The organism is Halocatena salina, assembly GCF_023115355.1.
Classification (GTDB): domain Archaea; phylum Halobacteriota; class Halobacteria; order Halobacteriales; family Haloarculaceae; genus Halocatena; species Halocatena salina.
Genome location: NZ_CP096019.1, coordinates 712,161 through 725,986, shown reverse-complemented (window position 1 = coordinate 725,986; position 13,826 = coordinate 712,161). Strand labels below are relative to the sequence as shown.

Sequence of the window (13,826 nt, the reverse complement as noted above, 5' to 3'; positions counted from 1 at the left end):
CGATCGCTTTGTGTACTGCATCACGCCGGGAGTGGTGTGTCTGTTTCCGAACGACGCTACGGAACCTGTCCCGTGATCCGTGGTGACGTACTCGGTGAGACTGACTCTGTGAGACGGCTCTCACTCACGCAGACCGTCACGCCAGCCACTCGTCGGGTTTGGTGTCGTAATCCACGTCGGTGGCGGCGAGGTGTTCGACCTCCTTCCACGGTAGATCCGTGATCGAAAGGTTCTCCCCGTCGTACCGGAGGAGTTTTCCGGTTTCCTCTGGAGTGGGTTCGCTGTCGCGCCGCCGGGCCACCTCGATGTCGTTTTCGGAGAGTTCCTTGACGATGGTTTTCAGGTTCACGGGGTGTCCCCACAGTTTGAACACGCGTTTGAGGACCTGATGGGCCTGTTCGACGTCGAGCATAACTCCGTTGTACTGGTGGGAGAGCAACAGTTCGTTTCGGTTGTTGTAGTTACCGTCTTCGACGACGACGGTGGGTTTGCCGAAGTTCGAGAACTGGAGCATGAGCTTTTTCTTCACGTCCTCGACGTCGGTGCTGGTCACGCGGTAATCTTCCGTGGTTTCCATGTACTCATAGGTGAAGTAGCCGTGTTCCTCGACGAACTCCTGTGTGAGGAACTCATCGAGAAACGTCACGTCGTTGTGGCTCTCGCGGATCTCGTACATTCGGTTCCAACCGGCGCGGTAATCCACGTTCTCAAGTGCTTCCTCGATGGAAGCGTATCGCGCGTCGTCGAACATGTACCGAGCGATCCGTTCGACGTCGTTCTGAGTGATCTGCGCCAAAAAGCCCCGATTTTGGGGCTTTGCGAGCGAGTAGTGGCGTTCTGCGATCCCATCGTAGGTGAGTACCTTCCACGGGAACCGATCGACGTCGATCTCGCCCGCTTTGGCCCGTTCGAGTCCGTCGACATCGACGCGAGGATCCGCTGGATCGAGTTGGTCGAGCGTCTCGCTTGCTACTCGATCCACGATCGGATCGGGATCGAGCGATTCCAACACGTCATCGAGATCGACCGTATCGTGGAAGTTCCGCCACGTCACGCCCTCGATCCGGAGCAGGTGCTCGACCACCTCACGACGGTTAGTCACATTCTCGACGTACTCCCACAGCTCTTTGCCCAGTTTGTACGGATTGAAGCCGGGCGATCCGAGCACCTTCGCCTGGTGGTCGGCGTAATGAATGAACTCGTTTTCGGCCGCAAATCCCTCTTCGCCCATCATGATCGACTCCCAGTATGCAGCCCATCCCTCGTTGAGCACCTTGGTCATCTTTTGGGGGGCGAAGTAGTACGCCTCTCGGCGGAGCAGTTCCATGATCTCGCGCTGCCAATCTTCGAACTCGACTGCCTTCTCTGCGTCCTCGTCGTACCCCATCCCGTGGGTGCGTAGAAACGAGATGAGATCGTGTTCCGGCTCGATGGGGAAGGAGGTGACGCCCTCGGTTTCGCGCTGTTGGTCTAGCCACTCCTCGTCAAACACCTGTCCGAGCACCTCCTCACTCAGGTCGAGTTCTTCTAGCTTCTCGTTGATGTCGGCCTCGGACGGCGTCTCATCCAACCAATCATCGACCGTCGAGAACGGCTGGTGTTGATCGATACAATCTTCCAAGCAGAGCACGTTATCGATCCATTTTTCGACTGCCTCGCGGTCGATCTCCGGATCATCCATGTAGGACTCGATGGTGTCGGCGTGGCTGGCGAGCATTCGGGCTGCGTTCGGGTCGTCGGTGAACAGCCCGTACCACTGGTTGTTGGCGAAGAAATCTGCGTGAGCTGCAACGTGGGTGATTACCGCCTTCTGATCAGCCATGGCGTTCGATTCCTGCAAGAAGGCGTGCGCCGGGCTGTCGTTGTTGACCAGCTCGTAGGCCTTCCCACCCAGAAACTGGCGCTGTTTGCGCTGTTGGTCGTAGGTCATCCCCCACCGCCAGTGGGGATACCGTTCTTGGAACCCGTTGTACGCCACGAGTGAGTTCATCTCGTCGTAATCGACGATCCAGTAGTTCACCGGATACGGATCGAGACCGAGCTTTCCTGCGAGCGCGTGGGCTTCGCGCACGACTGGCTTGAGTTCCTCTGCAATGCGCTGTTTGTCCGCTCTGTCTGTCGATGGCTTACTCATTGCTCTCGGTGCTCAAGATGGTGTAGATGGCATTTACGATGTCCCCCGGACTGGTCACGTACGCGACCGCCACGGATTCGCTCTCTCCGAAATGTCGCTCGACCTCTTCGGCGTGTGTCGCGTTGATCGCGTTCCCACTGGGCTGTGTTTCGACATAGGCGTGAAGATTCGCGTCGATCGCTTGCATCATCGGGATAACCCGCTCGGAGGTATCGTTCGAGGAGTTCTCCGAATCGCCCGCCGCGAACACGTACCGATTCCAATCGCTCCAGGGATACTCTTCGAGGAGCTGTGCCGCCAACTCGTACGCGCTCGAAATGCGCGTCCCACCACCCGAGCGAATGCCGAAGAACTCCTCGCGGGAAACCTCCCATGCGTCGGCGTCGTGAGCGATGTAGATGAATTCGGCGTTGTCGTATTTTCCCGTCAGATACCAATCGAGTGGCGTGAACGTCCGCTCGACCAACTCCCGCTTTTTCTCCCGCATCGATCCGGATACGTCACGGATGTTCACCACGACGACGTTGCGCTCCTTTTCCTCGATGGTTTCTGGGTACCGGTACCGTTCGTCCTCGCGCCGGAACGGGATGTCTTCGATCCCTTCCTCTCGGATCCGAGTGGCAGTCGGAGTCCGATCGACCGCTGCCTCCATCGCCTCGATGCTCTCGTATTCGGAGCGCTCTGTCTGTGTCAATCCCGCGTACGCGTCTTCGATCCACGCCCGCGAGACCGGGATGTTCTCTCCGCGTGCCCACTCGAACACCGCTTGTGGTCCCATCCCATCGACTTTCAGTACCGCACGAACGTACTCCTCGTCGAAATCCATCGCCAGCTTGCGCTTGAGACCGGATTTGAACAGCCGGTCGAAATCGAGTGTACTGGCCGGTCCCGTCCGGGTGATATCGGTGTACTCACCCTCCTTTTCTTCGACGACCCGCTTGCCCTTCGGTTCGAGATCCAACCCGAGTTCGTCGTCGAGTTCTTGGGCGAACTCCTCGGGATCCATCTCGTAATACTCGTGTTCACCACCCTCCTCACCCGGCTCACCGTCTTCGTCACCGTCGCCGGGTTGGGGTTGACCGACGGGATCGCCCACGTCGGGAGCACCGTCTTGGCCTTGGCCGACGCCGCCCTGATCGCGCTGGTCGTACTCGAAGGCTGGTAGATCGACGATCTTGATCGGAATGTGGATCTCATCGGGGAGGCTCTGGCCGAGATCGCCGTACTGAATGAACTCCGCGAGGTCTTGGCGGCGCTCCTCACCGACCTCGCGATACCGTTCTAAGTCGTCTCTCAGTCCCATTTGTAGCTCACCTGTCCCATGACGTGCCGACTCGTCAACTCGGCGGACGCCTCGCTGTACTCGAACATGTCGATCATGTTCTCGATAGTAGTCTCCTTTACATCCGCCGTCTCCGTTCCAGTGGGGGGGTCATCCCATTGGCGAGGGTCGAAGTCCTCGAACGTCCGACGGACTTCGTCCCAGTCGTGACTGCCGAGCACCGTTCGGATCACCGGGATCTCTTTGGGATTCACGTCCTGAGCCCGGAACTGTTCGTCACGGTTGGCCCACGCATGTCGGTTCAAGGCGGTGATGATCTTCTCGGTGCGGAACGATCTGACGGCTTCGGAAGGATCGGTTCCCGCGTAGTGTTTTTCGTCGAAGCGACCGAGATGCTTGATTTCGAATATCTTCATCTTGAGCGGATCCGGCTCCTCGTGCTCGCCACGGTCGTTCACGATCGGCTCGTTTTCGGCCCACGCATACACGTGTTCGACGTACTCCTCGACGGTCTCCACGTCGACGCGTTTGTCCCGCATGATGGCTGCGAGCACATCCTCCTCTTGGGCGCTGAAGATTCCGTTTTTCACCTGTACCACACGGTTTTCGAACTCCGTGCGTTCGGTGTCCGAAAACACCGGCGCGTCTATCAGCCCGTCCGCCATCGCATCGAGCACGTCCCGGGGCATGAGCACGTCCTCGACGGAGAGATCGGGGTGGTGACGATCCTGCGTTTCATACAGGAGATCAGCGATGATGTCCCGCGTGTACGTCACGGGAATGCCGTGCTCCCCGTCGGTGGTGTCGTCAGCGAAGTCGAACTCGTCTTTCTCTAACCGATCGTCGCCGTCGTGGATGTAGCCGGCGTCGAACAGCCGCGCCTTGTCTCCGAGATCGAGTCCCGGCGGTAGATCGTCAGTGTCGAGACGCGTGACGACCGCATACAGCGCGGCTGCCTCGATGGTGTGAGGCGCAAGCTCCCGGTCGATCACCTGATGCTCGCTGTCCCTGACCGTGAGCACCAACGGTTCACGGATCATCTCTTCGAGCTGGTCGTAGGAATCGGCGACCCACACCTCCGTCTCGTTGGTCAGCTCCCGCCGGAGCAGCTCGGCTTCGAGCGAGAGGTTCGTGAGATACCTGAACTCGTGTTTGTCGAGTCGGCGTTTGAGTGCCTTCAGTGGATCTTGGCCCTGTCGATCGGCGTGCTGGTTCAGTTTGGCTTCGAGATCCGGATTGGAGATGATGATGAGCTGCGTGTCGATGTCCATCCCGATGCCTTTGTCCAGTTTCACGTGCCGCTCATCGGGCACGTTCAGTAGCTTCTGGAGCAGGTCGGCGTGTTGGGCGGCGTCTTCGACCAGCGTCAACAGCCCATTACCCTGTGACAGCACCCCATCGTAGCTAAACGCCTGTGGATTCTTTCTCCCCCGGGAATCTAGCTTCTGTAACATGCCCCGCATCCACGAGCCGACCAGCCGCTCTTTGGGCGTGCCCTCGTCTTCGGAGTGGAGCACGCCGATCCCGTCGCCGACATCGACGACGAAGTTCTTCACTCGAAGATGTTCGGAACCCGTTACCGCCGAAAACAGCTCTTCACGTCCCTCTCGGCGATACTGCTCTTCGAGATAGTCGTACGCCTCACGACAGAACGGGTCCAATCGGCTGTCGACTTGCACTGGAATATGGTCTTCCAGACGCTCGTTCAACTGGTTGAGTAGTCGTTCACGAACCGCCGGTGGAAAGACCGACAACGGGTGAGATTGGACCGGACTCGCGTACCATTCGTCTTCGTCGCTGACCTGCTGATCACCGTAGGTCAGTCCACCGGATTCTCGTGCACCGGAGATGTTCCACTCGATGGTGTATCGTCGTCCTGCGTCGGTCTTTGAGTATTCTCGAAGCCCATTGATGAGACAGCGCTTCAGCTCCGATTTTCCCGTCGCCGTCGGGCCTTCGAGCCAGACGATCTTCTCCTCTTTGCCCCGCTTTGCGGCGATCGATCGGAGGTCGTCAACGAACTCGTTGAGCACCTCCGTGTTGCCGAGAATGGCGTGTTCACCGTCGTTGTGGGGATCGTCGAAAAACCGATACCGTTCCTTTTCTTCGCCTTCCTCGACTACTGACCGCGTCCCGGCGGATTCGATCGCTTCGAGGAGATATTTGCTGGCGTGAGCAGCCAACTGTGGCCGTTCGAGAATGCGGTCGATGTACTGTTCGAGTGACATCGGCTCCTCGTAGGCTGCGGTCAGTTCTCGGTCCGCCTGATGGATGAACTCCCGCGTCATTCTTCGAGTTCGGTTTTGGCCACCTCCGCACCAGCGAATTCGAGCACCTCCTTTGCCCCTTCGTGGGAATACCCCTGATCGATGAGTGCCTCGATCCACGCGTTGCGCTCGTCGTCATCGGTCTCGCCGCTGGAAACGAGTGCAGAGAAGTTGATGTTGTGTTTTTTGTCTTCCCACAACTTCCGTTCGAGTGCTCGGCGCAGTCGGTCGTTGTCTTGGGGGTTGAAGCTCGTCCCCTCCCTCGCACGGCGTGACACCCAGTTCGATACTTCCTGACGGAAGTCGTCTTTTCGGTCTTCGGGGATGTTGAGCTTCTCCTCGACCGACCGGAGGAACGTCTCGTCGGGTTCGGACTCCCGGCCGGTGATCTCGTCTTCGATCGTGTCGTCATCGATGTACGCCATGACGTGGTCCATGTACTTCTCGCCCTGCCGTCGGATCTCATCGACGTCGTAGGCCAGCGCATGGCGCACGTCCTCGATCGCACGCTCTTTGTACTCCTCGCGTACCAGTTCGAGATACCGGTAATACTGCTCGAAATGCTCTTCTGCGATCGAACCGTGGTTTTCGAGGTTGGCCTCGAGGTGGTTGAACGTCGTCAACGGGGAGAGGAACTCCCGACTGCGGTGCATGCTGTCCATGATCGCTTCGGCGATCTCGTCGCTCACGAAGCGCGGCGAGACGCCCTCCATCCCCTCGCCCACCTCTGCTGTCTCTTCGGCTTCGTCGTGAAGCTTTTTCAGATCCACGTCGTCGATCTCGTCGCCCTCCCCGTTGTACGCTTTCGCCTTCTGGACGATGCCGATCTGTCCGCCGTCAGGCTCAACGATTCGGGTGAGCACACCGAACAGTCCCGCCATCTCGAGGGTGTGGGGTTCGACGTGAATGTCGGGGAGATCGGCGTTGTTGAGCATCTTCTGATACACCTTCGCCTCCTCTTCGTACTGGAGCACGTAGGGGAAGTCGATCCGCTTCGTCCGGTCGTTGAACGCCTCCATCTTCTCGTCGCCCTTTTTCTCTTTGTACTCGGGCATGTTCGTACGACCGACGATCACCTGATCGATGTCGATACGCGGGTTGTTCTTTGGTTTGATCGTCTGCTCCTGACTCGCGTGTAGGAAATCGTATAGGAACTCACGTTGGAGCTTGAGCAGCTCCTCACCGCTGAAGATGCCTCGATTGGCGTTACAGAACGCCCCCGAGTAATCGAATGCCCGCGGATCGGATTCGCCGTAGACGGCGATTTTCGAATAGTTTACATCACCGGTAAGTTCCGTTTCATCTTGGTTTTTCTTGTCCTTCGGTTCGAACGTCTCGATCGCCAGCCGCTTGTTCTCGTCGGCCACGACGCGAATGATCTCGATGTGGTTTTCGAGCACCTGTTTGAGATCGTCGTCGTACTGTTCGAGCAGCTTGTCCATGTAGAACTCGCTGGCCGGATCGAGCGACTGCTCGTTACGGATGGTGTAGGGTGCATCGAGCCGTTCGTTGAGTGTCTCGATGATCCCATCACGCTGGGCCTGCGGTAACAACACGAGTGGATCCTGGTTCATCGGCGAACGGACCACGTCGTCCGCCGGATCTTGATCGTGGATCACGTCACAGAGGTTCGTCCACCGGAACGTGTACATCCGGCCGTCGTCCCTGAGGGTGTAATCCTCGAAGTACCGACGCACCTGCCGGTCGAAGTCGGATTTTCCTGATCCGACGGGACCGAGCAGAAGCTTGATCCGGTTTTCGGGTCCGAGACCACGAGCACCCGATTTTACTTTGTTCACGAACTCGTGGATGGCCTCGTGAATGCTTCGTCCGTAGAAGGTGTTTTCACCGTCGAACAACGGATCTTTGCTGGCGAGACGATACTCGACGACACCGGCGTCCTCATCGTATTCGGTGCCGTAGTAATCGAACATGTCCGCGACACGCTGGTGAGCGCTGCGGGCAATCGTCGGCTCCTCGTGGACGGTCTCCAGATACCACTCGAAGGAGTGGGTGTGTCGCAAGTCAGCGGGGATCGAATCTTGGTACGCCTTGCTGAGGTCTTCGAGGGTTGCCATATCACCTGTCATGGTATCACGGAGTCGGTCTGGTTCTCCCGACTGCGCTAGTCTCGGGAATGGATACCGCGCGAGTGTCCCCTCTTGTGGATCGGAATGCGACGACCAACGTCCGACCGGACGTCACTGGCCCGAATACGCCGTGTTCGGTCGGGCCAGCACGGATCACTGACCCGACACCACAGTGAGAGACTCCCCGAACGGATCAATCCCCGATACTATATATCACGTTAGTCCTTCACATACATAAGTCTTCCCACGATACCACTATCAAACGTGTGGATTGGTAGATAAAACCGACGGCCGTCGTTGCTGGGTGGACAGAGATGTACCGAATCTCACTCAGCATTTATATATCCCTGTCAACCCACGGCAGACGTGTGGCGGTCGTCTTCGATCGTACTGCTCATTGTGGCGGTCAGCCAATAGGGAATATGGAGATCGACCCGCCTGCTGGATGGCGGCTCTGGAACGAAGCAAACGAGCGCGTCATTCTCGCCTACCGGCCTGACGTGTTCGATGGAGGTTCGTTTCCCCCGCCGTGTCTGCCGACGGTGTACGTGACGCGTGGCCAGCGCGATCGCAGACCGGGAGGACAACGGACGGAGACAGACACGTGGTTCGTCACGCTGTTTTTGGAACCGGAGGTAGAGTACGATCCCGGCCGATTCGAGAGCCGCGCGGCCGCGATCGAGGGTGCGGTGGCGCTCTGTGAGCGCTTTGGAGCCGGAGAGATCGATTACCGCGAGCTGTATCAGGTGCCCCGGCCGGCGTATTTCGAGGCGCTCGACGAGCTGACGGGGACGGACTCCTGAGTCACCACCCGAGCGGAAAAAAGATGATAGTGCGGGAAGCTTAACCCCACAGGATCGTTATTTCCCCTATGACCTCCGTTACGCTCATCGGGACACGACTCGCAGAGGAGGGAACCGAGTTCGTCTATCAGGGCGCATCTCCTGCCTGTGAGGGCTGTCCATACCGGGAGCAGTGTCTCAACCTCACGGAGGATGTTCGATACCGCGTTACGAACGTTCGGAACTCCGGAACGCTTGAGTGTGCCGTCCACGATACGGGCGTCACCGCCGTCGATGTCGAGCCGACATCCGTACGCGCGACGGTCCCGTCGACCAGCGCGTACGCCGGATCCACGGCTCAACTCGAAGGGCCGTGTCCCCACACCGACTGTCCGAGTCACCCCTACTGTGAACCGATGGGTGCGGAGTTCGACACGTCGTACACTATCCGGGAGGTGATCGGGGACCCACCGCACGACTTCTGTATGCTCGATCGAGATCTCACGCTCGTAGAACTCGATTCCAACGAATCGGAATGAGCTACAAGGTGCCGCTCCGATCGGCCGCGTATCCGAGCTGTCTCTCATATCCTTGTGAGGACATAAGGACTGGATAAAACGGCTCCTCAGCGCGTATCTCCGTCTCGTCGCTGGTGGCATAGGGTGCACCAGCATCGACTCGTTCGAAATTTTCTACGTGAACCGCGTACGATGATTCGGGATCCTTCGGGATCTGACGCTGTAACTGGTAGATGGGAACCGTACTCGTTTCAGTCTCGACTGGTCCGGAAAGCACACCAGCCGCTCCGAGAAATTCCTGAACGAGTTCGACGGCGTTCTCCGCAGCTTGCTGGGAGCCTTGCATCCCACACTCAACTTCGACGACGTCGACGTAGCCGACGAGCGTGTTCTTGACGAATCCCCCCGTTTCAACGAGCACGTCGATCGATAAATGCGGACAGATCGTTTCCGCGAGTGGCCCAGTTTCATCGACGATAGCAAACGGACGACTGTACGACTGCGTCGAGTGCAACGACAGCGTCGTACAGCCACGGATTTCCTTCAACAGTTCGTGTGCCAGTCGTGTCTCGTAGGCGTCAGCATCGGGATCGCCCGGAAAGACGCGGTTCAGATCGGTCTCTGTATAACGCACGTTACGATCGAGCGCTCGCTCGTTCGCAATGATGAGCTTTACTGGTCGGTCAATGGACAGATCAGCATCGAGTAGCGTTTCGATCGCATGCGCGCCACACGGCTCGTCACCATGTATCGATCCAACAACCGCGAAGTTCGGTTCGCCTTCGCCCAACTGTTCAACGCGCATGTGTTGGAATACCACGGACCCCGTAATCAATTATGCGGTTTGTTGTCGTCATACGCATACCTTATCAATGTATCACTCTCTGGCATTTTTCGCCGTAAACTGTCAGAGGATTTGTCGTAGTTGTTTTTACGTTATCGATGACGCATATTCGAAGTCGACCGGACGTGCCTCGGGACGTGTTTCGTCGAGCGTGATCCGCCAGTCGTGTAACACGCTAGGATCGTTGCAGGCGTTCGTGAGCGTCGTTCTCACGTCGAGTACGTCGACGCCGTAGTAGTCCCGAGGAACGCCATGAAAGTACTGCAATGCAGTTTGAAAGAGGCTCCGCATCCCTTCGTCGTTTTCGAAATCGAAGTGTTTGTACGCGCCTGCTGCGACTTGGACCATGCCGTGAGCGAAGGCGCTTTCGGTGGTGCCTCGGCCGTAGTTGTACCATTCCGCTTCGAAACAGTCGTGTGATTCGTGGAACGCACCGGCGTTGTACAGACGGACGCCGTGAACCACCGCTTGCCGGAGCGTGCCATGTTCCCAGCAGTGTCGGTCGGGACACCAGCCGGTTGGATTTCCGACGTCTGGCGGTGGTGCGTCGGCCCGGGTGTGGTCAGTCATGGGTGGAGTGACGTCATTCAGTGGTCAGTGTGTGCTCGAATCCGTCCACTGGAATGACGGAGTAATCGATCGATAGCGTGTCCTGTGTCGCGCGGATTTTCCCCACAAACGTCGATATCTCTTCGAGCGAGCCTTCGACGACGAACAGTTCCATGCAGTACCGATCACCGACGTGGTTGTGGACGTTCGAGGAAACGAGGAGTTCGTGTTCGTGACGCAGCTGCATCATCCGTTGTTCGACATCTGATGTTTCATAATTGAAAAGTACTGTCACAACACCTAGTAGATCGCGGTCTTCGAGGCGCTTGTCCTCGAACTCGCTGAGTAGATTTCGAGACGCTTCGCGGACGACCTCGCTTCGCCCTGTGTAGCCGTGTTCGTCCGCGAACGTATCGAGCCGTTCGAGGAGTGCATCCGGCATGGAGACGCTGACAACGGTCATGTGTTAACCTATAGCCGTTCGGTTATTAGAAGTTAATATTTCCGTTAGGGGGGATCGGTTCGCAACGCTTTAACCCCCCGAGAAACGATGTGTATCCGTGCGAGGGTAGCCAAGTTAGGAAACGGCGGCGGACTCAAGATCCGCTCCTGTAGAGGTCCGCAGGTTCAAATCCTGCCCCTCGCACTCGCACCCACCTACTCATTGCGAGTGCGTGCAAGATCGCCTCCACGGGGTTCGATCTTGCCCTCGCTCCATTCACAACACTCCTGAGCGGTTGCTCCGTCGGTGGATGTAACCGGAACTCGTAGACATGTTCTGACCGACGGAGCTTTGTCCGATCGGGACGACAGGGGATCCCATGGTCGATGCCGAGCGACGGGTCACGGTTGCACGACGGGCGGCAAACGCGGGGGCGAACGTGGCGATGGAGTCGTTTCGCACTGACATCGCTGTCGAGACGAAAGCCCACGAGACGGACCCCGTCACCCAAGCCGACCGCGACACACAGGATCGGGTCGCATCGGTGCTCACGGACGCGTATCCGGGCGAGGTGATCGTTGGAGAGGAAAGGGGCACACACGACACCGTTCCCGATCGAGGTGCGGCGTGGGTGATCGATCCGATCGACGGAACGAGCAACTACATCCGTGGCGTGCGGACGTGGGCGACGAGTGTGGCGTGTGTCGTGGACGGCGAGTGTGTGGCCGCGGCAAACGTGTTTCCTGCGCTCGATGACACTTACATTGCTGGTCCGGACGGTATCACCCGGAACGACACGCCGATCACGGTGAGTACGGAAACGGAGCCGAACGCGGGAGTCGTGTCACCGACGTTGTGGGGGGGAGCCAGCCCCCACGACGAGTTCATCACGGCCGTCGGGGAGGCTGTCGAAATGTTCGGTGATCTCCGTCGTTCGGGCTGCACACAAGGTTCGCTCTCGCGGGTTGCCAGTGGGGGACTCGACGTAGCGATCTCGACCGTCGATCATCACCCGTGGGATACGATCGCAGGGGCGTTCATGGTCGAACGAGCTGGAGGCACTGTCACCGATGTCGACGGCAACCGGTGGCGATACGACGCACCTGGTCTGGTCGCCACCAATGGTCGGCTCCACGAGGAAGCACTCGATGTCGTGCATACGGTCGACTAGCCGTCGCGGGTTTTCGACGAGGGGGATCGGAAGTGTAAACACGGACGGAACCGGAACGTGCGGTAGCTTATGGACTCGACCGAACGGCTCGGATCGGTGGTGAGTTCCGGACGGGCGTGGATCGTCACGGCCGTGGTCGCCACCGTCGTGGTAGCCGGTGGCGCGCTTGCCTTCCCGCGACAGGTGTACGATCGGTTTATCTGGCAGTATTTCTGGGGTCCCGTTTACGCGGACGCGTACAACGCTCGGTGTGCGGTCCTGACCGAGGAAGGTGCGAAACCGCTCACAGATGGCTGTTTCCAAGCCGAAGCGACGGGGCAGATCGTCGCTAGGCCGGGATACACGGTCATTTCCGAGATCGGATACGCGATACTGCTCCTGTTCATGCTGGTCGGCGTATACTTTCTCGTTCGCCGCCTCCAACTCGGCCGGAACCGCCGGATCTTTTTCGCACTCGTCCCGTTCATGTTCCTCGGTGGCGCGCTGCGGGTCGTTGAGGACGCCACTGACGCCGTGGTCGCCCGAACCGACGTTGGAGCGGTCATCGGCTATCCCCTCAACACGCTCATCATCAGCCCCGTCATCTACGGCGTCGTCTTCGTTCTCACGCTCGCGGCTATCCTGATTGGACTCGGACTGGTTAAGTGGGACGTCGTCCAGTTCGATCAGTATCCCGTGGTCGTCGCGGCGATCGGAACGGCCGCCGTCGCCCTCACCGTCGGTTACATCGGCTATCTCGTCGCCACGATCGACACCTCGGGAACGAGGATCGGCTTTTACCCACAGCTCCCGGTGGCCGTGCTCGTCCTGTCGGGACTCATCGCTGGAGGACTGTACGCCGGCCTCGATCGGTTCGCCCCGTGGGTGAACGAGGGGACCGGGCTGATGGGGCTAGTCGTCCTCTTCGCGCACGCCCTCGACGGCGTCGCAAACGTGATCGCCGCCGACTGGATGGGCGCGCTCGGAATGGGATTTCTGGGCTATGATCCCAAACATCCCGCCAACCGAATAATCATAGAGGTTACAAGAGCTGCCGTCCCACAGTCGATCATCGATATCATCGGATCGGCATGGCCGTTCCTCCTCGTGAAGATCGTGGCCGCGGTACTCGTCATCTCCCTTTTCGACGATCGGATCTTCGAGGACAGTCCCCAGTACGCGATGTTACTGTTGGTCGCCATCGTCGCCGTCGGTCTCGGACCCGGCACGCGGGATATGCTCCGGGCGACGTTCGGGATCTAGCCGTCGATCGATTTCCGGAACGTGACTTCGTTTGCGAGCAGTTCCGGTCGGTTGCGGTAGTACTCGGCTTGAGGGGTGTCCGAAACGGCGACGACGGTCTCCTCAACTGGAGTTTCCTCGTACCCCCGCGCCTCGAAGTACGTACCGGCGTCGGTACTGAACAGATACAGTGTCGTGACGCCACGCGACTGGGCCGCTCGGTCGACGTGGTCGATGAGCGCCCCACCGAGACCGTTGTTCCGATGGTCGGATGCGACGTACAGCGAACCGACGAGCGCATTGGGCCGATCGAGTTCGAGGCGGACCGTTCCGACGATTTCCGAGTCAGTGTCCGAACCAGCCTTCTCCGCGACCCAAAACCGAGATCGATCCGGATCGATGTCTTCGTGCATCATTCCGACGGCCGCCAAACGATCCCGTATCCGTGCTGTTTCGCCGTCCATTTCGGCCCTGATCACGTACTCGCTAACATCAGACATTCGATCGATGGTGTGGCTGTCAGGAC

12 protein-coding genes and 1 tRNA gene are annotated in these 13,826 nt (G+C 58.7%); 5 read left to right on the top strand and 8 right to left on the bottom strand.

Features of this window, described 5'->3' with window-relative positions; all coding sequences use genetic code 11:
* Positions 1 to 136: 136 nt before the first annotated feature.
* Genes MW046_RS03650 through MW046_RS03635 form a run of 4 tightly spaced genes read right to left on the bottom strand, consistent with a single transcriptional unit; the run spans position 137 to position 7,773 of the window.
* Positions 137 to 2,134 (bottom strand): SpoVR family protein, encoded by a 1,998-nt coding sequence (locus tag MW046_RS03650; RefSeq protein ID WP_247994211.1) that lies wholly within the window; start codon positions 2,132 to 2,134, stop codon positions 137 to 139.
* On the bottom strand, positions 2,127 to 3,437 hold the full coding sequence (locus MW046_RS03645; RefSeq protein WP_247994210.1) for a YeaH/YhbH family protein: 1,311 nt from the start codon (positions 3,435 to 3,437) through the stop codon (positions 2,127 to 2,129). The genes MW046_RS03650 and MW046_RS03645 overlap by 8 nt, the downstream gene beginning before the upstream one ends.
* Positions 3,428 to 5,704 carry a PrkA family serine protein kinase gene (locus tag MW046_RS03640; protein ID WP_247994209.1) on the bottom strand — a complete coding sequence of 759 codons (2,277 nt, stop codon included), beginning with the start codon at positions 5,702 to 5,704 and terminating at the stop codon, positions 3,428 to 3,430. Before MW046_RS03640 ends, MW046_RS03645 begins: the two co-directional genes overlap by 10 nt.
* Positions 5,701 to 7,773 (bottom strand): PrkA family serine protein kinase, encoded by a 2,073-nt coding sequence (locus tag MW046_RS03635; protein WP_247994208.1) that lies wholly within the window; start codon positions 7,771 to 7,773, stop codon positions 5,701 to 5,703. The genes MW046_RS03640 and MW046_RS03635 overlap by 4 nt, the downstream gene beginning before the upstream one ends.
* 422 nt (positions 7,774 to 8,195) lie before the next feature.
* On the opposite strand from MW046_RS03635, the gene MW046_RS03630 reads away from it, so the two are divergent.
* A complete protein-coding gene (locus tag MW046_RS03630) occupies positions 8,196 to 8,576 on the top strand; it encodes a DUF5820 family protein (RefSeq protein WP_247994207.1) in 381 nt (126 codons plus the stop codon).
* A 68-nt stretch (positions 8,577 to 8,644) separates the two neighbouring features.
* Positions 8,645 to 9,094: a UPF0179 family protein gene (locus MW046_RS03625; protein ID WP_247994206.1), complete on the top strand. Its 450-nt coding sequence runs from the start codon at positions 8,645 to 8,647 to the stop codon at positions 9,092 to 9,094.
* Position 9,095: 1 nt separating this feature from the next.
* Here MW046_RS03625 and MW046_RS03620 read toward each other — a convergent pair whose 3' ends face one another.
* From MW046_RS03620 to MW046_RS03610, 3 genes are all read right to left on the bottom strand, one after another.
* The gene (locus tag MW046_RS03620) at positions 9,096 to 9,878 is read right to left on the bottom strand and encodes a M14 family metallopeptidase (protein WP_247994205.1); all 783 of its coding nucleotides are present in this window, start codon (positions 9,876 to 9,878) and stop codon (positions 9,096 to 9,098) included.
* A gap of 126 nt (positions 9,879 to 10,004) precedes the next feature.
* Positions 10,005 to 10,487, bottom strand: coding sequence for a DUF309 domain-containing protein (locus MW046_RS03615; protein ID WP_247994204.1), 483 nt, complete (start codon positions 10,485 to 10,487; stop codon positions 10,005 to 10,007).
* Between the two features lie 13 nt (positions 10,488 to 10,500).
* The gene (locus MW046_RS03610; protein ID WP_247994203.1) at positions 10,501 to 10,929 is read right to left on the bottom strand and encodes a CopG family ribbon-helix-helix protein; all 429 of its coding nucleotides are present in this window, start codon (positions 10,927 to 10,929) and stop codon (positions 10,501 to 10,503) included.
* Between the two features lie 99 nt (positions 10,930 to 11,028).
* Here MW046_RS03610 and MW046_RS03605 point away from each other — a divergent pair.
* From MW046_RS03605 to MW046_RS03595, 3 genes are all read left to right on the top strand, one after another.
* Positions 11,029 to 11,112: transfer RNA gene (locus tag MW046_RS03605), tRNA-Leu, on the top strand.
* Between the two features lie 175 nt (positions 11,113 to 11,287).
* Positions 11,288 to 12,079, top strand: coding sequence for an inositol monophosphatase family protein (locus tag MW046_RS03600; protein ID WP_247994202.1), 792 nt, complete (start codon positions 11,288 to 11,290; stop codon positions 12,077 to 12,079).
* A gap of 69 nt (positions 12,080 to 12,148) precedes the next feature.
* Complete coding sequence (locus MW046_RS03595) at positions 12,149 to 13,321, top strand: DUF63 family protein (protein ID WP_247994201.1); 1,173 nt, start codon at positions 12,149 to 12,151, stop codon at positions 13,319 to 13,321.
* Here the strand turns inward: MW046_RS03595 and MW046_RS03590 are convergent.
* Positions 13,318 to 13,800: a GNAT family N-acetyltransferase gene (locus MW046_RS03590; RefSeq protein ID WP_247994200.1), complete on the bottom strand. Its 483-nt coding sequence runs from the start codon at positions 13,798 to 13,800 to the stop codon at positions 13,318 to 13,320. The genes MW046_RS03595 and MW046_RS03590 overlap by 4 nt on opposite strands.
* Positions 13,801 to 13,826 lie beyond the last annotated feature (26 nt).